The sequence below is a fragment of the Holdemania massiliensis genome (genome assembly GCF_022440805.1).
GTDB classification, from domain to species: domain Bacteria; phylum Bacillota_I; class Bacilli_A; order Erysipelotrichales; family Erysipelotrichaceae; genus Holdemania; species Holdemania massiliensis_A.
On the sequence record NZ_JAKNTK010000001.1, the window covers coordinates 3,241,367 to 3,266,313 of the forward strand.

Genomic DNA, 24,947 nt, shown 5'->3' on the forward strand with positions numbered 1-24,947 from the left:
AGTAAAAACGGGGGTGTTTTTCATGGCCCATCGCATCCATCGTCCCTTATCTTCCGCCTCATTCACTGTTGACCAACAACACCCAAAACAGCTTTTTTATCAACAAAAGCGGCAGTTCCCCAATTCACTGGTTTTGATGATCATCGATATCAAAAAGTTCCAGCGCATCAATACCCTTTACGGCTATGCAGCCGGGGATGAAATTCTGCGGCAGGTTTATGCCGTGCTGCAGAAGCATCGGCATCCAGAAGAGGCACTTTTCCGTTTGGCAGAAGATCAGTTTTTGCTTTTTCTGCATGATGAAACCAATGAGATCACCCTTGAGCGACTGCTCGTCATTGACCGTGAGATTTATCAGCTGCATTATCAGGGACAGTGGCTGCGGCTCTTGTTGTCCTTCGGTATTCATCGGGTGCAGCCTGGCGATGAATATCAACAGGCTTTGGATTATGCTGATAATGCCCGGCGTTATGAACCGGATTATTCACGCTACAGTTCCTCTTATGAATTTTCCAGTCCTGCGATCCAGGATCCGATAACTCAGCAGGCACAGATCGAAACGTGGATGCATCCCGCTCTGGACAAACCAGAGTTCGTCGTTTTCATTCAGCCGAAAGTCAGATTAAACGATGGCCGAATTGATGGCGGGGAAGCTTTGATTCGCTGGTATCACGACGGAGTGCAGGTTCCGCTGAATGTTTTTCTGCCCATCTTTGTCCGAAATACCTTTATCCGTAAAATCGACCAGTTTGTCTTCGATCAGCTTTGCCAGTGTTTTACCCGCTGGTTAGATCAAGGTTTGCCGATCGTCCCCATCAGCTGCAACCTTTCGCGACCTTCCTTTATGGACACTGAATATCTCGGCGAAATCCTGACGATTTTTAATCGTTATGCGCTGCCGCAGTCACTGTTTGAATTTGAATTGTCGGAAGAAATTGAACTGAACGGCGAAGCCACCTTATTGGATTCCATGCATGAAATTCAGAAACGGGGATTTTCCTGTTCCCTGGATGACTTCGGGGCTGGTTATTCCTCACTCAGTCTGCTCAGCTCACTGCCGATTTCCATGATCAAGCTGGACCGCAGCTTTTTCAATGAGCCGTTGGATGAAAAGAAGCAAATTGTATTGCGCGAGTTGTTGACGATCCTGCGCGGATTGGGAATGCAGACGGTAGCCGAAGGTGTAGAATCTCAGGAATACATTGATTTCCTTCGGACACACGGCTGTGATTTCGTTCAAGGATTTTATTACAGCACGCCGGTGCCGATTCCGGAATTTGAGCGCATGCTGATTCAGCAGCCCTTTCTTCGCAAGAAAGGACTGTAACGCGCAGGAAAACAGGAAAACGAAAGTAAAAGGATCATAATGAAGTGTTTTTAGTTCTTATGCAGCTAAGAGATCATCAAAGACATAGAAAAAGGAACGGTAAGATTACGCAGTTCACCGCGCATCCTTTCGCCGTTCCTTTTTTTGTTATTTACGATTCATCCAACTTCGAGTAAGAACCCGTTCTATAACATTATGACAGAGCCTTTTTTTAACCTAAAATAAAGTGATTGAGCGCTCCGAATAAACCTGCGCTGGCTAATCCCATGATGATGCCGGCTAACAGAACACCGCCCATGACAGCCATGACACTGGATTTAAAATCCATATCCAGAAAACTGGCAGCCAGTGTTCCTGTCCAGGCACCGGTACCCGGCAGCGGAATTCCAACGAACAGCAGCAGCGCAATAAACAAACCGCGGCCGGCTTTGGCCTGAAGTTTTTTTCCGCCCTTTTCGCCTTTGTCCAGGCAATAGGTGAAAAACTTGCCGATCAGCGGTTTATCCGCGCCCCAGATCAGCACCTTGCGGGCAAACAGGTAGATAAACGGAACCGGCAGCATATTGCCGACAATCGCGACAAGATAGGAAGACCACAGCGGCATCCCGAAAGCCTGAGAGTAAGGAATGGCTCCACGCAGCTCAATCAGGGGAACCATGGATATTAGAAAAACTAAGAAATATTTTTTTAACATGCTTGAGTACTCCAATTCTTTTTTATCTTTACAGCATTGCCATTGTACACGAATTCAAACTAAGATACAAGGCAAAACCATGTTTCTTAAGGGTTTCTTAGAAATTTCCAGCATCGCTTTATCCAGGCGTGGATTCAGTGATCAACGATCAGATCCCGATCTTTTTTCAGGAAGCATCATTCAGATGATGAAGGAAGGGGAAAACGGCAGCGGTCTGCAGCTCGCCTTAGGCTCTCCCTTTTCGCTTGTTCAGCCTAATGGCTTTATTTCCACAGCGACCGACCATCGTAAATGGTTGCCGCCGCCTCATAATAGCCCAATTGGCGGCAGGCCTCGATAACCAGACGGTAAATACGCTCAAACAACGCTGCGCATTTCTCCGCAAAAGCCAAAGGATCGCCACTGGCCAGCGTTTCGATCACTTCCAGACACTGTTCATGAACGGATACGTTCAGTTCATTTTTTTCAGTATTCAGCAACCCCGGAAGTGAACGCCCAATCTTGAAATTTCGTTGTAAAAGGGAATAAATCAAGTCTAAGGTTTCGTTATGCACATGACTGATTATAAAATCCAGCAGCAGGGCCGGTGTCCGCTCATACAGATAATCCGTCGTCCACAGTCGATTTACCTCGGCTTGAAGCGCAGCGATTGAAGCTTCATCCATCGCTTCTGCGGCGCTGGCCGCAATTCCTTCCATCGTCAGGCTCAGGCATTCCAGCGTATCCAAATAACGGCGGACATGGCAGGCGATCAGCCGCGGTTCAATCGTGATCGCTTCGATTTCCTTGCGATCCATCTCAACAAAGATCCCCTGGCCGCGCACCGCTTTCACTACCCCCCATGACTGTAAAATCTGAATTGCTCTGACGGTGGTATTGACGCTGACGCCATATTGTTTTTGCAGCTCTTTATGCGGAGGCAGCTGGTCCTTTTTGCGGTATTGACCGGCGTCGATCAGTCCGAGAATATCCATATACACGGCGGAATACTGGACATCATTATTATCCAGGCTTTGTTCAAGCTGGGTTCTGTCAGGCAGAATCGGACAATCTGAAATGGCCCGAAAGGCCGGAATGCCGCCGTCTACCACACCATAAATCTCAGAAAGATCATCAAATACAAGCGCCTCCAGATCCCCTCCTATTTCAATCGCCTGCAGCAAAGCCTGCAGCTGCTGCCAGTAGCGTGTGCGGATCTGAGGGTTATCATACAACGGATTTAAATCAGAAAGTCCCAGACTGTCCACGATGCGCAGAATCAAAACATTTTCATTCCGGGCTACAAAAAACCGCAGAAACTTTTTAGATAACTTCCAAAACGTAAAAGCATCGGCATCCTTCATGATTTCCAGAATCTGCCGCGGCACTTCTAAGTCCCGCTGGGTACAGAGTGAAATCCCATTTTTTATCAATGGATAGCACAGCAGAACCCCGGCTTTTATTCGATCACTGGTCAATCCGGCATCAATCCGTTTTAAAGCTGACAGCGTCGCCCGATGTCCATCATGAGGCCGCCGGACAACCGGTCTTTTCCGCTGTTCCGTTTCGATGAATCCGTTTTTTTCCAGCAAGGCCAGGGCATGCCGGATCGTCTTTTCGGAAGTGCCGAACTCCTGACTTAAATCCGCGCGGGACGGAAGTGCAGTTCCTTCTTCAAGCAGACCGCTTTCGATTCTGTTTTTGATGATCTGAAAGATGCTCTCATACATCGCCATGCGGGTTTTCCTCCTCAGTCCTGTGTTTTATCTGCGGCTGCAGCAAAGGCAGACAGGCCGCAAAGATATCCTTCATCACAAAAGGTTTGGCGATATGCGCGTTCATTCCGCTGTCCATACATTTTTGAATATCCTCACGGAAGGAATTGGCCGTCATCGCGATGATCGGCACACTCGCCGCATCTTTTCGGGACAGCGACCGCAGCGTCCGGGTCGCACTGTAACCATCCATCACAGGCATCTGCACGTCCATCAGGATCAATTGATAATACCCTTCCGGTTTCTCACAGAACCGATCCACAGCTTCCTGACCATTCATCGCAGTATCGATCTGAGCCCCCGCATCCTGAAGCAGATCCAACGCGATATCCAAGTTGATTTCATTGTCTTCAACAACTAGAATCCGAATTCCGCTTAACACCTGGGAAGGGTCCGCATGTTTAGCTGTCGGCCTCTGACCTGCCAGCTCCAAAAACAGTTCAGCAATTCCTGAATGGAAGACCGGACGGCAAAGCGTCGCCGAGATGCCGCATTGTGCGGATGTCTCATCCAGTTCATCCTGATCCAGACCCGTTAAGATCAGTTTGAGCTCTTGATTTTTCCCTGCGTTTTTCATTTGCGGGATCAGCTGCGGCATCGCTTCCGAGAAATCCCAGCGGATAAAACAGAATTCATACGGATTTCCCGTCTCCGCGGCTGTCCGCAGACACCTCAAAGCTTCCTGTTCGGTGAATGCAGAATCGGTTTGTAAGCATTCCTTATTCAATACAGCCGCAAGATGGGCATTGGATTCTTGGTTTTGATCCAGAATCAGAACCCGCTGTCCGTGTCCGCAGCCTTCCTCGGCAGGTTTCTTTTCCAAAGCAAACGGAAGATCGACAGTGAAGACGCTGCCAACGCCGATTTCACTTTCAACCTGGATTGACCCGCCCATCATTTCCACAAAGTTTTTGGTGATCGGCAAGCCCAAACCCGTTCCGCCATACTGACGGACGATCCCGCTGTTTTCCTGCGTAAAGGCTTCGAAAATACGATCTATATTCTCTGGGGCAATGCCGCGGCCGGTATCTCTGACTTCAAAACGGATCCAGAGCTGATCCGCTTCCCGGCGCTGTGTCAGCTTCAGATAAACATGCCCGGCTTCCGGGGTAAACTTCATTGCATTGGAAAGCAGATTCGTCAGAATCTGATTCAACCGCAGGACGTCACCAATGAGATTTTCTTCAACTTCTCCCACAAGCACAATCTCATAATCAATCTTCTTATTTTTTGCCTGAGTGTAGAAAACCGTGGTCAAAGTCCTTAGAAGCTGGCCTAAATTGAACGGTTCCGGATGTAGTTCAACCTTGCCGCGCTCAATTTTAGACATGTCCAGAATATCGTTGATCAACGACAGAAGATGCTGAGAGGAGAGCGTGATCTTTTCCAAACAATTACGAATCCGATCCGGTTCCTCAATGTGATTCTTCCCAATTTCAACCATCCCGATGATGCCGTTGAGCGGTGTCCGGATTTCATGCGACATCTGCGACAGGAAGTCACTTTTTGCCCGATTGGCTGTTTCCGCCCGTTCCTTTTCCTTCATCAGCAGCTGATTGTTTTTCTTTTCACTGCGGTTCAGCAAAATAAAGAACGTAAACACAGTGCCTAAAATGATGAAAAAGATGCCAATGCCCACGACGATGATCAGACGGCTTAAATAGGAAATCTGATTGTTGACTGTATCGTAGGCCATACTTGTCATCATATACCAATTCGTTCCAGAAAGCGGGACATAATAAAGATAATCATGATGAGAGCCCAGACTGAGCAGCGTCATGCCGCTCTCGCGCTGATCAATCGCCTGCAGCAGTCCTTCCATATCATAACCCTTGTCAAAACGGGCCTGCTGCTGATAGATCGTAAACAGATTCGAGCCATAGACGTTGTTTTCCATGAAATTACTTTTGATGATAAAATCTCCGTTCACCGTCACGATGTTGGTATGCGAATTGGTTTCTTTTTCGCTGTCCAGTCCCAGCTTGGTTCCAATATCCGCGGTTGGAATTCCCACGATGACCGCGACTAACTGTTCGTCAGCATACGTAACCGGCATCATTGGCGTTCCTAATAAAATCATATCGCTTTCCCATATGGATTCATTGACCGAGATTACTTTCCCGCTTCCCCGCAGCAGCTGATCCAATCCCGAAATCTTCGACATGGCAGGCACTACGCCATCGCAGGAGTAAACCAGCCCCTGATCGCTGATCAGTGCGATATGAACGAAATCATTGTCAATCTGCGCCCGTTCGAGAAAACGTCTTAGACTTGCCTCGTCCTTCAGATCATCCGGCTTAATTGCGCTGGCCAGCGTTCGGATCTGGGCAAACTGGCTGTCCAGATTGGTATTGAAATGATTGCTGATCTGCGTTGTCATTTCATGCAGATAAACTTCACTGATATTCTTAACGGTTTGTTCCGATTCACGCTGAACGCGCAGGATGGCAATACCGCTTAAAATAGCGGTCATCAAAAGCAGCGCTGAAACAAAAATATGGATTTTATAATTTTTATTTTTTCCGGACTGCTTCATCAGCGTATCCTCCCTTTTCAAAACAGAGCAGCAGCTTACTCTGTAAGCGCCAAATCCGTAATTCTGCCCTCCAGCTGTGCGTTGACCGCTGTACTTCCGCGGGTTTCAAAATAAAGTTTCATGGCATCACGATAGGTCAGTCCGGTTTCCTTCACCAGTTTGACATTGCCCTGCGGCACATTTTCATCATAGAGATTGAGCATTGTATAACCATCTCCATTGCCTTCCGCATAAGTCCTTGAACCTAACATATAATCGGTGAGGGCCACTTGGTAATATGCAGACCGATCCAGTTCCTTCCCCTCATTGAGCGTGACACTGATCAATCGGCTGCCAACCGGTTTCCTGCTGTCAAATGTATACTGCATTCCTGCAGTTTGCAAGAACCGTCCGCCCGGGAATTCTTGATTACAGGTGGACACACTGTTCTCCAACATCGACCACAAGGTTTGACCATCCATCTCAACAACCAGAATTTCATTATCGAAGGGACAAACCACTGCCAGATCTCCGCCGTAAACGACACCTTGATAAAAGCTGGCGCGGATGCCGCCGCCGTTGACAACCGCCAGCGGAGTTTGCGAAGCCGCTGCCACACAATCCGCTACAAAATTGCCGAGCGCGGTTTCCTGACGCCGGACATTGAAATTTTCCAATAACAGATCCTGCTCCATGTTGCCGACAATTGAAAAATCATAGGCTGATTCATCCGTGCCTTCATAATAGAATTGATCTATCGCCCGCAGAGCTTGTTCCACGGTGCATTGGTCATTCATAATATTTCGGACATAACCGCCAAGATATTCCACAGTTTTGCCTGGGAATAAAACATTGTAGATATAGCCGGATTCCACATACGGCTTGACGCTGTCCGGGATCGCCTGCTGGGTCTGATCAGCAGCGCGCAGGCAGGAAATACCGGCTCCCAGATCCTCCATCAGTGCCGTCTGGCCCTCCGGGGTGGAAAGCAGATCCAGAATCCGCTTGCACGCTTCCTGTTTTTCCTGACTGATACTGCGGTTGACGCCCATCAGCGCGGTTGGGGAAAACAAAAACCAGGGTTCGTTCCCTTCGTCACTGAAAAGCGGCAGCATCTTGTAGGTATACGCTTCAGCTGTACCGGCCCCCACTTCCTGCTGATTGCCGGATACACATTCATAATAGAGCGCGGAATCTCCGAATGCCGCCGCCAATGTCCCTTTGCTTAACCGCTGCCGGCAAAGAATTGTATTGCGCTGTCTGGCGATCGCGGCCGGATCCATTAACCCGGCCTCAATCAGAGAATCCGACAAATCAAAGCTTGATTCCCAAACTCCTGTAAATGTGGCTTGTTTATGATTGAAATCAGCCAACCAGTTAACTCCGGCTACTGTCCCCAAAAAATCCGGAACCATACATCCCACATAAAATAAACCGATCGTGTTATTAAAGTCGCTCATGATGGAGAAATTAATATTATCCTCGCCGATCCCCAATCCCATTTCTTTCAAGGTGATCAGCGATGTTACGAGTTCCTCATTGGTAGTCGGCAAAGGAAGGCCTGCCTGATCAAATAGAGTTTCATTCACAACATAGCCGCTGTAGACGCCCGGCAGCGGAATGAGATAGGTTTTTCCTTCCAGCATCGTGGCATTCATAATTGTGCCGTCATAGGCCGTGCTGGCTTGGGTATCACTGAGATCCAACAGATACTGCTGTACTAGATCCGTATCCAGCTGCGGAGCCAAGACTAAATCCGGTCCGATCCCTTTTTCCAATCGGCGAAGCTGTTCACTGGCATAGGGATGGATTTCAACCTGCAGCTCCAAATCCTCATAAACCGACTCGACCAGTGCTTTCACCTGTTTAAAGGGATAGGAGTAAAGAATTTTGATCACAGTCTTTTCCTTTTCAGCCTGCGGGCTGCAGCCTGTTATCGAGGCCAGCAGCATCACTATACTCAATAACCAAACACTTATTTTAGTCATTCTGCGTTTCATGGAATTACGCCTTCTTTCTGTATAATCAGCGGTCCGGATGCAGGAAGTTGACTCCTTTGCCGCTATTGAACCTTGATCTTAATCTTATAATTTCTTTGTGTTTTGCATAATTCTTCAAAAAAACTTACCTCATGCTATTCCCAATTCATCATTCACTCATCATAACGGCAATCTATCTTTTACCTGATTCTGATTTTCGCCCGGATTCATAGAAGTTCGGATATCAACGTAAAAATCTTGGAACCTTGTCCAAATTATTATAGAATAAAAGCCTTATCATTACAACCGCCAATCAAAAGACGCAGCTGTATTTAAGGATGATTAAGCCCATATTCTGCAACAACTTTTTAATGATACGGCTCCGTCTACTACTTTTCAGCTAATACAGGATATATCCGTTATAGCAGCAATGATATATGGCATTCACATCATCTCATCCCCTCGAATATCATTTCAAACAACACATTCAACCTCCAAAACAGGACTGTCAAACCAATTCTGCTAGCACCAAAGATCGATTTATATTATTGGAAATAAAAAATGGAATTTCATACAATCAGACATTGATCTCCACTTAACCTTTAAACTATTTTAGCTTCATAAGCTTAGTACAAAATTGTTTTTCTGAATATGCTGAAAGTGAAAACAACGAAAATGAACCACACTTACATTTTTTAAGTTCAATCCTACCTCCATCACAGTTTGATCCAATTCTCTCAATAATTTTCTTATTATGCAGAGAAATCATGTACACTCGATAGTTCTTTTCGTTACACCGATCTTTTAAGCTAATTCATCCGCTGTATACTCGGAGTCTTAAATTAATAAAGAAACAACCTTCTTTTCTTTTTTATTTAACGAAATATTACCGAAATTATTGCCGACATTTATACCGACATTTATACCGACATTTATACCGACATTTATACCGACATTTATACCGACATTTATACCGACATTTATACCGACATTTTGGCGATTATGTATTAATTTTCTCAACATAAAATCGCAGTCATAAAGAAAAAAACAAACTTTCATCATGATATTAAAATAAGTTTGAAAGACTTGGTCAAGGATACCGTAATTTTGAACATCTTCAAACACAATTTTTATATGTAACCTGAAACAATCTCGTCATAAAAGGATCTTGTTCTTCGAATCCGTTCAATATTCCGTCGAGGATGAGTTTATTTGATCACATAACAACATGCACAATGAAAACCACTGCACTTGCAATACTTTAATTATTTTTTTCTTCAGTCCCCACAGAAGAACACTCATGAACTTTGATGATCGTGTAAAGAAAAAGGCCTTGTGAATTGCTCCACAAGACTTTCTACAATTCTTCGCAATATAATAGTGTCACACCTTTTTTTCTTTGTCAGTACACCTTTTTTATCTACTTTCAGAAGAATTATCATTGGCAATGGCAATTTAAGTATTGTGTTTTGTTAAATCATACGAATGCCTTCTCACCGGTATGGATATACTTGTACTCTGTTTTCTTTAACTTTCCAATAGCATCTTCAATGTAGGCATATGTTCCGCCATAGCGTCCTGCTTTCGAGACAATGCCGATGGCATTCATCTGTTTAATCCATTTTGTCGGTGTCATTACAAAGCGATATAATCCTGCCTCATTTTTAACCGCCTCGAATTGCACACGGTTAAAATCTGGATTATGCAATTCTTCCCATACACCTAAAAATTCTATTGTATTACGATTGCGCATCCAGTTTTAAATCACAAATCTTGGGTCATCTTCATTTCTATATTTTGCAATATCCGTTAATGAGATAAATTCATTTTCAAAATTTGTTGTGTAGATACCAATATCAATACCTTTTGCATGAATAGTTTCCTTAACAATCTTCGCCATAACCTTCCTTTTCCCCATCTTAAACTAAGGTCAAATATTTCCTTTACCCTTTGCCTAATTTATAAATCATTTTCCTTTTTCAATTCATCCTCATTTTCCCACATTTCCCGATACGCTTCAATATAAAGCTTAATGCAGCTAGGATATATGTACAAATACCTTCTACACACTTTTTTATACAATTCCAGTATTTTTTCATCACATGCAAAATCCAATAGATAATCAAGCAAATGTGATAATTCATCTTCTGACGCAGTTCTGCTGCACACATCTTCAACCAATGGTAAATAAACCTTATAGGCTTTTTGATGTGTTTGAACTATCTGCTCTGCAATCTGATAAATCTCTTCATCCATTAGCTTTCCTCAAAATATTTAAGTGCCTCCGTTATTGCTTCTACCTTTTCTTTCGGTGGATGCTTCCTCGGATGTTTTAATTCTTCTACCATATTAGGCGCATCATACACTGTCAGTCCCAAAGACCTTTTCACCTCTGCAATATATGCAGTATGCACCTTAAATCCATATTTTTTCTCTACATATTCCTGTATCATTTTATATGTGATTTTCAGTTTCGGTTAGTATTTCTTTGCACGCTCTGCAATCTTATCCAAGGGTACTTTCCTCTCACCCTCCCCAAATTCAATCTTTACATTTAAATGGCTGTCTGGTGATTTGTGGGACAAAAGTACAATGGTTTCCACATGCGCCGTATTCGGGAACATATCAAACGGAATCACAGTCTTAACCTCATACAGATCCTTCAGTTCCTTTATGTTCTTCCCCAAAGTTGCTGGATTGCATGAAATATAAACAATCTGTTCAGGCTGGCATTGACGCAGACTTTCGATCATGGCTCCGTCCAGTCCGGTTCTTGGCGGATCCACAACGACCGCATCAATTTTCCGCTTTCTACTGATTTTTTTCATTTCCTCAGCCGCATCCCCACAAACAAAACGAACATGATCGGCCTGATTCAGCCGGGCATTTTCATTCGCATTGTCCACAGCTTCCTGAATGGATTCAATGCCGATGATCGTTTTTGCTTTGTCTTTCAGCATCAGCGAAATTCCGCCGATACCGCTGTAAGCCTCCACCAGAGTTGTGCAGGGCTTGATCAACGACGCCGCTTTTTGATAAAGCTGACAGGCCTGCGGACGGTTCAGCTGAAAGAAGGAAGCACAGGATAAATTAAGCTGCAGCTGACCTAACTGAACCGGCAGCCGATCCTCACCCGCCAACAATTTCCAGCGCGATGAAAACAACTGCCGCGAACGCTTATCCGGATTGATATTCTGCATCAGACAGACCAATCCTGATATTTGTTTCAGCTTCTCGATCAAACCTGAAGGCAGCACAGACTTGCCAGTGACCAGCACACACTGAAACTGGCCATCTAAATAGCGCAGCACCAACGTCCGCAGACCCGTTTCCGTTTTGGGATCATAGGCGCTTAGTTTAAACTGGTTCAACAAACCCATAATCTGTTTCCGCAGCGCTTCCAGATGTTCATCATGAATCAAGCAGGAATGGATCGGAATGATCCGATTGCTTCCCTCTTCATACAAACCGCTGACCAGCTGACCGTGTTCCTGACGGATCGGCAGCTTGCATTGATTGCGGTATCCCTGATGAAGCGGACTGGCAATGACCGATTGCACCAAGCTGCGTGGGAGCCCGGCATATTTGATCAAGGCTTCCTGTACCAATTCCCGTTTCATCTGCAGCTGCGCCTGCGGCTGTAAAATCATTAACGGGCAGCCGGAACACCGTCCCTGAACAGAGCAGGCGGGAGTAACCCGAAGCGGACTGTCATTCAATCGCTTATTGATCCTGCCTTTAGCATAACGTTCCTTTATTTCAGTCAGACTGATTTCAGCCGCTTCCCCCGGCAGCAGCTGATCGACAAAGACCGGCTTGCCTTCCAGATAACCGATCCCTTCTCCATTGATGCCGAGTTTCTTCGCCGTCACGCAGACGGACTGTTTGCTTTTCTTATTTTCCATCGGTATCCCCCTTATTTTAATAATGAAAACGGAAAGATTTTTTCCAGTATTTTAACCGCCGTCACGTAATGCTTTAGCGGCTGTACCATATCTTTTTCCACAAACACCTGATTAACGCAGAATCCCAGATAAACGATGGAAGCGATGATGTACACGCTCAGAAACAGAATGACCATCGAAGACAGCGGACCATAGATGGATTCATAACGAGTGAAATGATTGATGACAAAGAAGAAAAACGTTCCCAAAAGCGACATACAGATCGTAGTGAACAAAGCGCCGGGAGCGACAGCCCGCCATTGATAATTGCGAAACGACAACAGTCGGTAAAAGATACAAAATCCGAAAAACAGCACGGCCACCTGCGTCAGCAAGCCGGTAAATGGGAACTGCTGCAAAACAAAAACCATCAAACCCAAAATGACTAACAGAACGATGAAATCAATCAGTGACACACCGCGCATAAACCACTGCGGCAGCTCTACTTCATCCAGATGGGCGGAGATCATCAGAAATGAATAGATCGCACGGGAGGCTACCCATAAAGAAACCACGATAAAGAAGATCAGCGGAATCAGCTCCACAGGAGAATTACTCAGGAAAAAGTCGATAAATGGACTCAACAGATCCTCTGGAATATATTGTTCCGCAAAGGTCAGTATACTTTCCAGACCAGCCGGTGACCAGCGAAAGAAAACAACTAACAGCGCCGCCAAAGGAGCCAGTGAAAGCAGCAGCGAATAGGACAGTGCATAGACAAAGGTTGTACCGTCATAAGAAGTAAACATATCATAAACCTGCAGGATCTTTTTCATCGGGTTCTCCTTTCCACTCTACTTTCTATTTTACCATCGCTGTCCGTAAACGAACAGCGTTTTCCCCAAAGAAGAAAGCCAGAGATGCCTGGCTTTTTTCAACGTATTCTGCTGCTTTGGGAAATCATTTTTCACATTCTGACTGCTCTGCAGATCCAGCTTATTTCAATAAGCTCAGATTGGTATCGGTACAAAAATTATCCACACTGTAAACCAACAGGATCCGATCCGCGCCCATCTGTTTTGCCAGTTCAGACATCGGCAGCCGATAATAGCGCAGATCCGCCATCGTGATCGAACGGAAATGCGGCGCTAAATAAGGAATCAGCACATGGGCATAAGAATCCTTGATGACCAACAGCTTCTCATTCGATGAACTGGAAGTTTCTATTTCTGCAAGCGCATGATTGCCATCGAGATAAACCATGTATTTATCTTTCTCCGCTAACCACTTCAAACTGAACAGTGAAGTGTCAGTCTGAGTTTGATCATAAACCACCTGAACCGTCAACGGATCGGTATAGCTCCACGTCCACACTGGATCGCCGCGGTGCCAGAAAGCTCCGGAGCGGGAATACTGCGTCCCCTTGAACCCTTCTGCCGCCAGCTGATAGGTAAAATCCTTGCCCGGCTGCAGGGCCGTTTGCCCCCAGGCAGACATCAGTGCTTCATAGCCCGCTTCCGCGCCCAATGCCGTCCAATGATGATCGGTTTTAAAGTACAAGGTTTCTTCAGAATTGAGCCGCTGCTTCTGTTGGATCAGAGCTGAGCGGACGTCGATGATCTGAACGGAAGTCAGCTGATCTTCCAGACTGTTTAATAAAGCATTCTGATCGGTATTGTACGCTCCGCCCGGCAGCTTGTCCTTTTCGATTTCCGCCGCTGTCGGCACCAGCATGACCGAAACCGGGATTTCCGACTGTTCGGCAAAAGCATTGATCTTTGCAATGTTTTTTTGACTTTGCGTTAAGTCCTGAATATCGACCTGTCCGATCAGCCAGTCTTCATGTCCGAAATAGACATTTTGGTTTTCGATTTTGCCCAGCGCTCTTTCACTTGCCGCTTTTACTCCGATCCAGGTATCCCGGCCGATAAACTGATCGGTGAACCATTCTTCCAGATCCGCGGTGTAATTGTCAAAGAAGAAACGCTTCCAGCTGAACTCTGGGAATTGTGCCAATACCCGGTTTTCCGCATCCGAGAAGGAGCGCTGTTCCGTAAACAAATTGAAGATGGAAAACCCGCCGAGAAAACCGCAGAACAGGATTATTGTCAGTCCTTGGATTTTTTTATTCATCATCCTGCCTCCTCGCTAAAATCGGAAATACAAAAATGGATTGTAGGACGCATCGACCAAATAAGCCGTACACAGCACTAGCCCCGCCGCCACTAACAGCGGTACGATCCACTCACCGCGCCTTCCGCGGATTTTCGTCTGATAGACCGTTCGGCCCAACGGCAGGCTGGCCAGGACCATCAACAGTAAAAGCAGCCCATAGTCCCGCAGATAAAACACCGTTCGGGCATTGATCAAACTCACGGATCCTAACCCCAGCATCATCTTAAGATAGGCCAGGCCCGCATCCAGATCCGTAAACGCAAACAGCACCCAACCCAATAAAATCAGGATTAAAGCATAACCATGCTGCAGCACAGCCGGCAGCCGATCCAGCAGCGGCTTGAGGAAGAACTTTTCCACAATCAGGATGACGCCGAAATAGATGCCCCACAGCAGGAAATTCCAACTTGCTCCATGCCAGAAGCCGGTCAGCAGCCACACAATCATCAGATTGCGGATCTGCTTTGCCCGCCCCTGCCGGCTTCCGCCCAAAGGGATGTAGACATAATCGCGAAACCAGGTACTTAACGAGATGTGCCAGCGCCGCCAGAATTCGGTAATCGAGCGGGAAATATACGGATAATTGAAGTTTTCCAGAAACTCAAAGCCGAGCATCTTGCCCAGACCGATTGCCATATCGCTGTATCCGCTGAAATCAAAGTAGATCTGGAAAGCAAAAGCGATGATCCCTAACCAGGCTCCGACCACGCTCATCTCACTTTTCGGCAAGGTTGACAGCGTATCCCACAAACTGCCGATCGCGTTGGCCAGCAGCACTTTTTTAGCCAGACCGCAGACAAACCGCTGAATTCCCTGGACAAACTGATCTGCCGTTTCCTTGCGGTGATCCAGCTGCTCGGCAATATCTTTATAGCGGACGATCGGGCCGGCAATCAGCTGCGGAAACAACGTGACATAAGCCCCAAAAGAAACAACGCTTTTTTGAACCGGCGCCTGTCTGCGGTAGACGTCGATCGGATAGGACATCGTCTGGAATGTATAAAAGGAAATACCGACCGGCAAGGACAGATGCAGCGGACTCAGCGGCAAGCCGAGTGCCTGCAGATTAAGAATGAAAAAATCAGCATATTTAAAAAAGCCTAAAAGACTTAAATTGAAAATGACGGAGAACCAGACAAACCGCTTCGCTTTTCTTCGATCATCACGATAATGATCGACCATCCGGCCGTTGACATAATCGACCAGTGTGGAGATCAGCATGATGAGAATATACACCGGCTCCGACCAGCCGTAGAAAATTAAGGAAACGGCAAAAAGACAAAAATTCCTGGCGTGCAGCGGTGCACATTTAAGCACCACCAGCACGACAGGAAGATAACCAAAAAGAAATGGCAGACTGCTGAAAACCATGTTACTGTGCGGATGCGTTCAGACTGTCGGTAATGTCTTTCAGGATCGCATCGGCCTGATCCGCAATCACAATTGCGATCACATTGCCTTGTTCTAGCGTTTTCCGGTTTTTAACCAGCTCATACTGTTCCGGAAGATACGTTGACCAGGTTTGTTCGATCGTTTCCAACCGCTTATCCAGTGCCTTTTTTACTTCTTCCAGTTTTCCATCCTGGGCTTCGACTAAAATAATCTCCGTCGCATGCACATTCATCGCCGGCATGAAGATCGCATAATCCTTAACCAGGTCGCTGGACAGACCATACATATCCATTAAGACCGTATCGTCGACATCCATCGACATAGGAAGCTGATATTCATCGTTGCGGCGAATAGCTTCCATAATTCCTTTCAAGCCTTCCGCGGTTTCCGGCGAAGCACTCGGCGTCATCGTCGGTTCCGTTGACGGGGTAACGCTCGGCGTCGGTGTTGGCTGCGGATTCTTCTTTGAGCAGCCTGTCAGCATTAAACAGCTGACTACAATACATCCAATGATTAATTTTTTCATTTTTAAATCCCTCCGTGGCATTAGCATGCCCCTTGCCGATCACGGGTATACCCCGGATCGTATGAGAATTATATCAAAAGCGTGTTTAAAAAACTATCCTTTGACCTGCTTTGATTTCTTAACTTTTCCTTAACGGAATCAGGAAGCAACCATCCAGGCTTTGTCCCCGGATAAAAGGAATGCAAGAACTGTTTTTAACATCCGTTGAATTTATCAAGAACAGGCTTAAAAATACGTTGATGGTCGCAGAAAAATGTTAAACTAAAACTAGAATAGACTAAAGATACGGAGGGAAAACGCATGAAAAAACGAATGGGTTCCGCGCTTTTTAAAACGATCCCTTTTCTATTCTTTTCGCTGATGCTCGTTTTTCTGTTATCCTGGACTTTCGTTCCCTATCTTCAGGAAAATGCTGCCCGACATGATTTTACTGATTATACGATTTTAGTAAAAAATGAGGCTCTGAAAAAAGCCTTTCCCGATTCCTTTATGGATCTGGCCTGGCAGCCTTCAGAAGAAGAACGGGATTGGATCCTGGCTTTTCTGCGCCAGCTCAAACCTGTTCAAACAGATGATTACAATCAAAGCGCGGACTTATTTGTTCTGACCGATCATGATCCGCAAGGGGTTATTCTTTATCATGACGCTTTTCTTTACCGCGTATATACGGCTGGAAAATCTTATCAAGGCCAGCCTTTGCTTATCATTTATAAAGAAAGCATCAACGGGCAATCGCTAAAGCTGAAAGAATCGGTGTATTACCGCAGCGAACAGGACGTGGATGCCTGGATGGATAATCTAGCCATGATTCGCGGACAAGTTGTCGAATACCCTTACTGATCTTAGGAATTAACCTCTGTCCTGTCCTTATCCATCAATTTCAGACCAAAAGAAAAACAGCACTCGGCTGTCTTACCCTCAATTAGTCTGTTAATCCCCACTCCGGAATCTCGTTGCCGCGGCGGACTAAAATTGTTTTCTGGAAATCGGTCTGATTCAAGAACCGCAGGATTAAATCTTCTTCCGCTTTTGTGCAGCCCACCAGCAATTTTACATCAATTTCTTTCTGTAAAATATCCGCGGCGATCACTGCCGTTTTCACCATTGAGGATTTTTCACTGCCGCGAAAAACAGCGATTCCCCCTTCATTCGTATCAGCTGCCAGATCGACATAATGACCATAGTCTACCGGATAGATCAAATTCTTATATTCCGGATGCTGCTCGCCCTGTTTCCGACTTAAAACAAATTTACTGGAAAAGACGAGGGTATCTATCTTCTGCCAAAAGAACGCATTGTTTTCATAATTGCCCATTGATAAATCTCCTATCTCTTTTGTATTATATCGAAAATGAAAAGACTTGTAAATCATTAATCATTCTTTACAAGTCAGTTTGAGGCTTTTTTACAGCCTTTTATGAAAATTGTTTACGCGATTTTCTTAATCGACGTGCACATGATCGCGGGTAATCTCAGCAATCGTACTGCAGCCCGACATGATCATCGTTTCGCGCAGTTCATCGCGAAGCTTATCCAAAGCTAAACGCACGCCGTCCTTGCCGCCGCCGACTGCGGCCAAAGCTAACGGCCGGCCGATCAAAACGCCGTCAGCGCCGAGCGCTAAGGCTTTGAACACATCCAATCCGGTACGGAATCCGCCGTCGACTAAAATCGTGATCTGACCCTTGACCGCCGCTGCGATTTCCGGCAGCACTTCAATCGTGGATAAAGCATCATCCAGCACGCGGCCGCCATGATTGCTCACAACGATCGCATCCGCCCCCGCTGCTACACATTTCCGTGCGCCCTCGACAGTGAGTACGCCTTTGACGATGAGCGGAATTCCGCCCGCCATGGCCTTCATTTTCTTCAGATCGGCAACGCTCTTGTTGACTACCGGCGTCGTGCCTTTGCGCAGCAGCACCAGACCTGCGGCATCCACATCGGTCGCCAACGCAAGCACCTTCTGTCCCTTGAACCGGTCAATCCGCGCCTGCACGCCTTCTTCGCACCATGGTTTGATCGTAGGGATGCCCATCCCCTCATGATCCAACACCGCCTGTAACGGCTTGGCGAACAAATTGTCAATATCAATGCCGTCGCCGGTAAACGCCAGCGTGCCGGCTTCCAGACAGCCTTCTACCGTCGCTTTGTTGTATTCTTCCTCACTCATCTCAGCACCGTAGTTATTCTTAATTCCGGCAACCGGCGCACAATAAACCGGCAGGGCAACCGGATGTCCGAATAAGGACGATGTTGTATCAATTTCTTTGTTCTCAACTAAAACGTCCATTTGAATCCGAACGGATTTCAGCTTTTCCACATTGCGGATAAAGGTACTGCCGCTGCCTTTGCCGCCTAAACCTGGGATTTCCCCCTTGCAGGCTAAGCCGTTACAGACCGGACAAACCCGGCACTTCGGCGCTTTTCTCTTTGCTTCCTGAAGCATTTCTTCTAAGGTCATTCTCTGCCAACCCCTTTCCCTGTTTTTCATTATAAGAGTCCCGCTCTTTGAAAACAAGCAGTATTTGACAGAATTCGCTCTGGTCATCCAAACTCAGTGGCTCCGGTCCATTGCTGCGGCATTCTCCCTTTGAATTAAGGCCAGAGCCTCAGCCACAGAAGCGACAGTCCAACGCGCCTGTCTTTGAATTTCAGGTTCTGCCGAAGCCATGCAGAAACTGGCTGGAAAAGTCTCGAAGCAGGTTAAATCATTGTAATCATCGCCGATCACGGCAACTTCTTCCTTCTTTAGTCCCAGCTGGACTGCCGCTTCAAGAATACCACGGGCTTTATCCACCTGCTTATCCGTGATCATCAACGTTCGCGGACTTGTCCATATGCCATGCAGCCCGGTCGAAGCCAGCCGCTCTCTGATTGCCTGCGCGGTGGGGGCATCGGGATACACCGCGAAGATCACCGCGATGGAATCATACTTGGAGCGTGAGTCCCATTCCACAACCCGGCGATGATCCTGAATCAGTCCCAACGGATTTTCGCAATAACCTCGGACAAGCGGAAAGGTCAGGTCATAGACCAGGAAATCATTGTCCGGCGTCACCATTAACACCCTGTTCTGCGGCTGATCCCCAGCCAAGGTTTTCCACAGCGGTTTGATGTCCTGTTTGGACAGCGGATGCAGCTGCAGTGTGCCTGCCGTCTGAATTGCCGCACCGTTCCAGCCGACGATGGCCGACCAAGTGCGGCGGCTGAAATGGCGGATATAGCCTGGCGAACGGGAAGTCGCAATACCGGTCAGACCGCCGGCTTTTTCAAAGCGGATCAGAGCCTGTTCGTTTTCGTCGCTGATCCCGGCAGTTTTCTGATCTTTAATCCGCAGCAGTGTTCCATCCAAATCCATCATTACACATCGTATCATCCTGTTTCCTCCTGCCCTTATTATTTCAAAGCGAAGGAAGAAAGACCAGGGGGCAGTGTCAGCTTACAGACATGCTTGTTGGATCAGAGTGCAGGCCATTTGGGTTTCCCCAGCCTCCACCAAAGTCTGAAAGCGCAGCAAAAGCAGTTTCTTCTGCAGCGGTCCGGCCAGCGGATCAGGCTGTAAGCTGAATTGAATGAGCTGCTTTAAATCCTGATGGAGCAATGCTTCAATCCAGCGGAAGGTCGTATCCGTCTGCTTTTTGCGGCGGCATTCTGCCAAGCCCCGGTCAATAAAAAACTGACACTCTTCCGGCCGATGGCACTGATAGGCTGCCAGCGCTCCACAGATCAGCAGAGCCGGTCGGTGAATCACCTCAACACAGGCCTGGGCATGAGCTAAAGCCGCTTCCGGCTGATTCAGCAGCAAAGCTGCCAGCGCCAATCGCTCTTCCGCCATCAGCCGGGCATGCGGACATTGAAACTGTTCAGCTTCCTGCCGCACCCGCAGCGCCAGAGCCTGGGCATGAGCGGGCTCATCGTTTAAAAACAGATCGATCTGATGGATCCGCGTGTGAATCGCCCGAACGAAATATCCGCCATGGGAAAACTGATCAAGTGCTCTCTGGTTCATCAGCAGAGCACTTTGCGGCTGATGCAGACGAATCAGGCAGTCGGCATGATGATAATCAATCAGGGCTTTAACGCCTTCATCCTGTCCTGATTTTGCAGCTTGGATCAGCCAGTGCAGCGCCGATTCTACTTCATCCAGCGCTTTCTCATGAATTCCCAAATATAACTGGTACCAGCATAAATCTGTCCCTTCCAGCCCTGCTTGCATCTGCATCAGAGCCTCCCTCAGCGCTAAGGTTTCCGCACTTCGATTCTCACCCCGGCTGACCTGAACGATCCATCGAGCGAGAAGAAATTGAGCGCAGTGGCAGCTGGCCATCAGACTTTCCCGGCGTGCATTCAGCTGTTCAGCCAGCTGATCCCGCACCTCCATCCGAAAATCGAGAATGGCCTGATACAACGGCGCCAGGCTGAAATCCGGCTGCCAGATCAAGTCAGGATCATACGGCAGAGCCAGTTCGCTGAACAGCTTGCGCAGCGTGTAATCCGCCGGCCGCTGCACGCCGTTTTCCACATCGCTTAAATACATCGCGGAAATACCTGTTCGCTGCGCCAGAGACGAAATGTCAAGGACTTTTTAATCAAGTTCACAAAATATTCACGGATTCGACAAGGCGGGCCGGGGTGCTATTCCCCGGCCCGTCCTTGCGCCTGTCTGCGGTTCACATCTGCTGAATCTCATTCCGCAACATGCGCTTGATTTTGTCGCTCATGGTTTCGGTGCTGGTGGTGCTGAAATGGACGCGCACCTTGTAGGTGGTCTTGCCGATTTTCTTGACAAGGGCGGGCGCGTCCTCCCGCGTGATGGGTGCGGTGTCTGCGGCGGTGGCGCTGATGGCGGCGGTGCTGGTCTGTTCGTTGTTCATAGGCGCTCCTTTCGGTGACGGCCTCGCCGGTAGGGGCGGGCCGTGGGTGGTGGTTAGTCGTTCAAAAGCCGGGCGGCCTCGTCTTTGTTGGCGGCGGCGTTGCCCTTGCGGTAGTTAGGGCCGTTGAAGCATATCGGGGTGCAGCGTTCGAGAACACGGTCATAAATCCGGGCGTGTGCTAAGTCTTTCGGCGCTTGCAGCTCGGCAAGCGGTAGATTCGTCGTGATGATGAATGGCAGGCGGCTTAAATAGCGGCTGTCAACCACGTTGTAAACCTGTTCCAGCGCGTATTCTGAATTGCGCTCAATCCCTAAATCGTCGATGATTAACAGGCTGAAATGGTGAAAGCTGGCAAGATACCTGTTCCTGTCCTCGCTGAACATTCCCGATAGGCTGTTGAGTATCTTTGAGAAGTTTGTCATCAGCACAGGGACGGCCTGCTCGGTGAGTGCGTGGGCGATACAGGCGGCGGCAAAGGTCTTGCCGGTTCCTACGCCTCCCCAAAGCAAAAGCCCCTGTCCGCGCTCTTTCATGGCGGCAAAGTGTTCCACATAGCGCCGGGCGTACTTCATGGCCGGGTTCTGACCGTCGTCCCCGGCGAAGGTGTAGGCCAATAGCGCCCGGTCTTGTAGGGCCGTCGCTTTCAGCCTGCGGATTCGGTCAAGGCGTTCCTGCTCCCTGCGGGCGGCCTCCGCTGCCTCCCGGCGCTCCTTTTCGCACTGGCAGAGACAGGGCATAAGCCGCTCCATCTCGAAAAGCATCACGCGGCATTGTTTGGCCGTGTGGCACTTGCCGCAAAATAACAGGCCGGTTGCCGGGTCGGTGTAGTCCTCCGGCGCGGGCGTCGCTGCCGCCGCGATACCGTCCATCATTCTTTCCAGCTCGTCCCTCATAAGCTCTCGCCCTCCTTGTAGGTGTAATCAGGCAGGCCGCCGCCCTTTGCTCCGCTGGCGGCCTTATGGCTGTCCTCGCTGGCCCAGCGCCGGATTGTGGCGGCATGGCTCTTGTACCTCTTGCCGGTGGATTCCATGTAAGCAGACAGCTTTTCGACGTACTTCTCCCAGCCGGTGGGAAACTCCGCTTGCAGCTCGGCAAGCTCCTTGTCCGTCAGCAGAACATTTTCATAGCGGCCATAGGCGCGGGCGGGCTGTCCCTTTTTTAACTCTCTCTCTATCTCTTTCTCTATCTCTAACTCTATCTCTATCTCTGGTGGACGAATGTCGGACAAATGTCCGCCATTTGTCCGCGCCGGTAAAAGCGCCCGGTTTTGCTGCCTCGCGGCCCGCTTGCGCTCCCCCTCGGTGGAGGACTGGCCGATCAGCAGCTCAATGTTGCTCATGTAGTACGCGCCGCCGTCCAGCAGCTCCACAAGACCCAGCTTCAAGAAGATTTGCAGGGCGCGTTCTACGGTTCCGATTTGCTGGCGGGTGATGGTGGCTATCATTTGCGCCGTGTAGGGAATATCCTCGTCAAGCTGAAGCCTGCCGCCGTGCTTCAGCGATTTTAAGTACAGCTTCAGCAGAATGTTGGAGTACAAAACGCCGTCCTGCATACTTTCCAGCAGGACGATGGAATCCTCGTCAAAATAGCTCTCTTTCAGTTTCAGGTAGTAGTATTTTCGATTGTCGGACATGGGGTGTCCCTCCTTTGGGTGTGAATGGGGTCTGTATGCCTTTAGAAGCCGTTTTCCGGGGGCAAAGGGTAAACTATACCGCCTCCCCCTCGATAAGCGCCCGGAAAGCCGCTATTTATGGGCCTTTTTCAATGCCTAAAGCGTGACATTTCAGCCGTTGTTTCCGCTTGCGCTGGGCGGCCCCGATTCGCTTCATGCGTCCGGCGCACTCCGGGCAATACTTGGCCCGGTTGGAGGCGGGGACGAATAGCGCCCCGCAGACGGCGCAGCGTTTGGCCTCGGCCCGGTGAAGCAGGGCCGTTTCAAGCTCCCTGTCCAGCGGCAGGACGGCGGCCCGGAACCAACGGCAGAGCAGGGAATAGGAAATGCTCTGGACGCAAACGCACTCGTCCCCGTCGTCCAGCGCGATACAGTTCCCGCCGTCGTAGTTGCAGCAGGCGCGCACAAGCCGCCGCGCCCGACGATACTGTCCGTAGTCCATGATGGGGATTGCTTCACGCTGCCTGTTCATCGGCGGGCCGCTCCTGTTCCTCCAACTGCATGGCCGCCGCTGCGGGCGTGGGCGGGGTGGGCGGCAAGGGCAGTTGGATAGTCATGGTGATGGTGATATTCAAAATCGTTTCTTTCATCGTTCCTGTTCCTTTCGTCTGGATTGTTCGGTTTTGGCAAGCTGCTCGGCGGCCTTGCGCAGCTGCTCCACGGCCTTGACTTCCTCCCGCATGGCCCGCATTTCTTGATAGAGGGCGTCTTTCTTCGCGGTGAGGGTGTCGGCCTCGGCCCGCCATTGTTTGGGCGTCACGGCCTCGCCGGTGGCCTTTAGGCCGTTGAGATAACGGGCCGCGCTCTCGAATAAGGCAAGCTCCGGGCCGTGGCGCTCCGCAAACTTTTCACGCTTGCCGGGCTTTAGGCTGTCAAGCTGGCGGCGGGTTCCCTTGTGCTGCTCGTATTGCGCCCATAGTTCCAGCCGTTCCGTGAGGGCGGCAAGGCGGCGCTCGGCGCTGGTGATTTGTGCCCGTAGGTCGTAGTAAGCGCCGTTCATGGCCTCGACTTTTTCATAGAGCTGTTGCATGGAAGTAATGCCGTTGGCCTGTAAGAAATTGAACAGGGCGGCGCTCTCTTTGAGGGCTTTCACTTTGCCGTACCGGGTCGCCGGTTGGCTCATTTCCTGCCGGGCCTGCCATAGCTGCGCCATAACGCTTTCCTTGCCCTGCGGCTTCGCGGCCTGCTCCTTAGACCAGTTATAGAGGCGCGTCACGCGGGCCTTAATCTCTTTCAAGAGCTTGTTGTCGGCGGCAATCTGCCGGTTGACGTTCCCCTTGTCGGTGGCAATCCCGCGCCGCTCCATGCGGGTGGCGGCCACGCCTAAATGGACGGTGGGCAGCTGTTCCACGCCTTGCCGTTTGTAGCTGCGGTGGTCGATTCGCTCCGGCCTGCCGGTCTGCTCCAACGCCCGGTTGGCGTACTCGGCCCACGCCGCCCGCCACTGTTCAGCCTTGTCTTTTTCGTTCCAATCGGTGGTATCAGCGCGGTGGTTCTTCCAGCCGCCTTTGCTGTCGGGGATTCGCTGGCCGCGCTCGTCAAGGTCGTACTCCTTGCGGCACTTCGCGCCCCATTCGCCGGATTGCTCCAATGGCCGCATGGTAAGCATGATATGGGCGTGTGGGTTGCCGTCCCCCTTGTCGTGGAGCGCAAAGTCGGCGCACATTCCGGCGACGACAAAGTTATCCCGGACGTAGGCCCGGACAAGGGCAAGCTGGGCCGCCCGGTCAAGCTCGGCGGGCAGGGCGATTTCAATTTCCCGCGCAAGCTGCGCCTTGCCGGATTTCTCGATTTCCTCCACGCTGTTCCAGAGGGTGGAGCGGTCTTGAAACGCCGGGGGCGCGTGGGCCGGTAGCAGGATTTCCGAATGGACGATACCGCCCTTGTGGGTGTAGTCGTGGGTCTGGCCGTCCCATTCGTTGGTTAGCTTCTGGCCGCTGCGGTAGGCGGCTGCGGCAACGGCTGAACGGCCCTCGCTGCGCTTGATGATTTTGATGGTACAGTGATAGATTGCTATGGTCGCCTGCCTCCTTTCGGGTGGGGATAATCTGGCCGCATGGGACGGAATAGCCGCGCAGCGGGTGTTCCGTCCCGTGTGGCTCACTGGGGGTTTGGGGCGTGTAGCGCCCCATCGCGGCCAAAGGCCGCAACG

Annotated in this window: 24 protein-coding genes; 2 read left to right on the plus strand and 22 right to left on the minus strand. The window is 49.1% G+C overall.

Going from position 1 to position 24,947, the window contains the following annotated elements; all coding sequences use genetic code 11:
• Nucleotides 1-22: 22 nt before the first annotated feature.
• Complete coding sequence (locus tag MCG46_RS15070) at nucleotides 23-1,327, plus strand: GGDEF domain-containing phosphodiesterase (RefSeq protein WP_240280697.1); 1,305 nt, start codon at nucleotides 23-25, stop codon at nucleotides 1,325-1,327.
• A gap of 211 nt (nucleotides 1,328-1,538) precedes the next feature.
• On the opposite strand, the gene MCG46_RS15075 is transcribed toward MCG46_RS15070, so the two are convergent.
• From MCG46_RS15075 to MCG46_RS15130, 12 genes are all read right to left on the minus strand, one after another.
• Nucleotides 1,539-2,021, minus strand: coding sequence for a COG2426 family protein (locus MCG46_RS15075; protein WP_240280698.1), 483 nt, complete (start codon nucleotides 2,019-2,021; stop codon nucleotides 1,539-1,541).
• A 263-nt stretch (nucleotides 2,022-2,284) separates the two neighbouring features.
• Nucleotides 2,285-3,736 carry a GntR family transcriptional regulator gene (locus tag MCG46_RS15080; protein WP_240280699.1) on the minus strand — a complete coding sequence of 484 codons (1,452 nt, stop codon included), beginning with the start codon at nucleotides 3,734-3,736 and terminating at the stop codon, nucleotides 2,285-2,287.
• On the minus strand, nucleotides 3,723-6,311 hold the full coding sequence (locus tag MCG46_RS15085; protein WP_240280700.1) for an ATP-binding protein: 2,589 nt from the start codon (nucleotides 6,309-6,311) through the stop codon (nucleotides 3,723-3,725). The genes MCG46_RS15080 and MCG46_RS15085 overlap by 14 nt, the downstream gene beginning before the upstream one ends.
• Nucleotides 6,312-6,346: 35 nt before the next feature.
• A complete protein-coding gene (locus tag MCG46_RS15090) occupies nucleotides 6,347-8,290 on the minus strand; it encodes an ABC transporter substrate-binding protein (protein ID WP_240280701.1) in 1,944 nt (647 codons plus the stop codon).
• 1,456 nt (nucleotides 8,291-9,746) lie between these two features.
• Complete coding sequence (locus MCG46_RS15095; protein ID WP_240280702.1) at nucleotides 9,747-10,022, minus strand: KilA-N domain-containing protein; 276 nt, start codon at nucleotides 10,020-10,022, stop codon at nucleotides 9,747-9,749.
• Between the two features lie 6 nt (nucleotides 10,023-10,028).
• Complete coding sequence (locus tag MCG46_RS15100) at nucleotides 10,029-10,169, minus strand: hypothetical protein (protein ID WP_240280703.1); 141 nt, start codon at nucleotides 10,167-10,169, stop codon at nucleotides 10,029-10,031.
• A 59-nt stretch (nucleotides 10,170-10,228) separates the two neighbouring features.
• Complete coding sequence (locus MCG46_RS15105) at nucleotides 10,229-10,525, minus strand: hypothetical protein (protein ID WP_240280704.1); 297 nt, start codon at nucleotides 10,523-10,525, stop codon at nucleotides 10,229-10,231.
• A gap of 221 nt (nucleotides 10,526-10,746) precedes the next feature.
• On the minus strand, nucleotides 10,747-12,174 hold the full coding sequence (rlmD, locus tag MCG46_RS15110; RefSeq protein ID WP_240280705.1) for a 23S rRNA (uracil(1939)-C(5))-methyltransferase RlmD: 1,428 nt from the start codon (nucleotides 12,172-12,174) through the stop codon (nucleotides 10,747-10,749).
• Nucleotides 12,175-12,185: 11 nt separating this feature from the next.
• Nucleotides 12,186-12,989 carry a YihY/virulence factor BrkB family protein gene (locus MCG46_RS15115; RefSeq protein WP_240280706.1) on the minus strand — a complete coding sequence of 268 codons (804 nt, stop codon included), beginning with the start codon at nucleotides 12,987-12,989 and terminating at the stop codon, nucleotides 12,186-12,188.
• 160 nt (nucleotides 12,990-13,149) lie between these two features.
• Nucleotides 13,150-14,286 carry a DHHW family protein gene (locus MCG46_RS15120; RefSeq protein WP_240280707.1) on the minus strand — a complete coding sequence of 379 codons (1,137 nt, stop codon included), beginning with the start codon at nucleotides 14,284-14,286 and terminating at the stop codon, nucleotides 13,150-13,152.
• A 15-nt stretch (nucleotides 14,287-14,301) separates the two neighbouring features.
• Entirely contained in the window at nucleotides 14,302-15,645 is a 1,344-nt protein-coding gene (locus tag MCG46_RS15125; RefSeq protein WP_240280708.1) for an MBOAT family O-acyltransferase, read from the minus strand.
• 55 nt (nucleotides 15,646-15,700) lie between these two features.
• Nucleotides 15,701-16,246, minus strand: coding sequence for a DUF4358 domain-containing protein (locus MCG46_RS15130; RefSeq protein WP_240280709.1), 546 nt, complete (start codon nucleotides 16,244-16,246; stop codon nucleotides 15,701-15,703).
• Between the two features lie 300 nt (nucleotides 16,247-16,546).
• Here MCG46_RS15130 and MCG46_RS15135 point away from each other — a divergent pair, with 300 nt between their 5' ends.
• On the plus strand, nucleotides 16,547-17,086 hold the full coding sequence (locus MCG46_RS15135; protein ID WP_240280710.1) for a hypothetical protein: 540 nt from the start codon (nucleotides 16,547-16,549) through the stop codon (nucleotides 17,084-17,086).
• A gap of 82 nt (nucleotides 17,087-17,168) precedes the next feature.
• Here the strand turns inward: MCG46_RS15135 and MCG46_RS15140 are convergent, their stop codons facing one another.
• The 10 genes from MCG46_RS15140 to mobQ form a co-directional block, all read right to left on the minus strand.
• Nucleotides 17,169-17,561 carry a hypothetical protein gene (locus MCG46_RS15140; RefSeq protein WP_020224536.1) on the minus strand — a complete coding sequence of 131 codons (393 nt, stop codon included), beginning with the start codon at nucleotides 17,559-17,561 and terminating at the stop codon, nucleotides 17,169-17,171.
• 126 nt (nucleotides 17,562-17,687) lie between these two features.
• Entirely contained in the window at nucleotides 17,688-18,710 is a 1,023-nt protein-coding gene (locus tag MCG46_RS15145; RefSeq protein WP_240280711.1) for an alpha-hydroxy-acid oxidizing protein, read from the minus strand.
• Nucleotides 18,711-18,803: 93 nt separating this feature from the next.
• On the minus strand, nucleotides 18,804-19,625 hold the full coding sequence (locus MCG46_RS15150; RefSeq protein ID WP_240280712.1) for an HAD hydrolase family protein: 822 nt from the start codon (nucleotides 19,623-19,625) through the stop codon (nucleotides 18,804-18,806).
• A 63-nt stretch (nucleotides 19,626-19,688) separates the two neighbouring features.
• Nucleotides 19,689-20,786 (minus strand): hypothetical protein, encoded by a 1,098-nt coding sequence (locus MCG46_RS15155; RefSeq protein ID WP_240280713.1) that lies wholly within the window; start codon nucleotides 20,784-20,786, stop codon nucleotides 19,689-19,691.
• Nucleotides 20,787-20,919: 133 nt separating this feature from the next.
• The gene (locus MCG46_RS15160; protein ID WP_240280714.1) at nucleotides 20,920-21,123 is read right to left on the minus strand and encodes a transposon-encoded TnpW family protein; all 204 of its coding nucleotides are present in this window, start codon (nucleotides 21,121-21,123) and stop codon (nucleotides 20,920-20,922) included.
• A gap of 53 nt (nucleotides 21,124-21,176) precedes the next feature.
• Nucleotides 21,177-22,016 carry an ATP-binding protein gene (locus MCG46_RS15165; RefSeq protein ID WP_240280715.1) on the minus strand — a complete coding sequence of 280 codons (840 nt, stop codon included), beginning with the start codon at nucleotides 22,014-22,016 and terminating at the stop codon, nucleotides 21,177-21,179.
• Nucleotides 22,013-22,756 (minus strand): phage replisome organizer N-terminal domain-containing protein, encoded by a 744-nt coding sequence (locus MCG46_RS15170; protein WP_240280716.1) that lies wholly within the window; start codon nucleotides 22,754-22,756, stop codon nucleotides 22,013-22,015. The genes MCG46_RS15165 and MCG46_RS15170 overlap by 4 nt, the downstream gene beginning before the upstream one ends.
• A gap of 115 nt (nucleotides 22,757-22,871) precedes the next feature.
• Entirely contained in the window at nucleotides 22,872-23,267 is a 396-nt protein-coding gene (locus MCG46_RS15175) for a cysteine-rich VLP domain-containing protein (protein WP_240280717.1), read from the minus strand.
• A complete protein-coding gene (locus MCG46_RS19515; protein ID WP_275890984.1) occupies nucleotides 23,251-23,385 on the minus strand; it encodes a hypothetical protein in 135 nt (44 codons plus the stop codon). The genes MCG46_RS15175 and MCG46_RS19515 overlap by 17 nt, the downstream gene beginning before the upstream one ends.
• Complete coding sequence (mobQ, locus tag MCG46_RS15180; RefSeq protein ID WP_240280718.1) at nucleotides 23,382-24,899, minus strand: MobQ family relaxase; 1,518 nt, start codon at nucleotides 24,897-24,899, stop codon at nucleotides 23,382-23,384. The genes MCG46_RS19515 and mobQ overlap by 4 nt, the downstream gene beginning before the upstream one ends.
• Nucleotides 24,900-24,947: the final 48 nt, after the last annotated feature.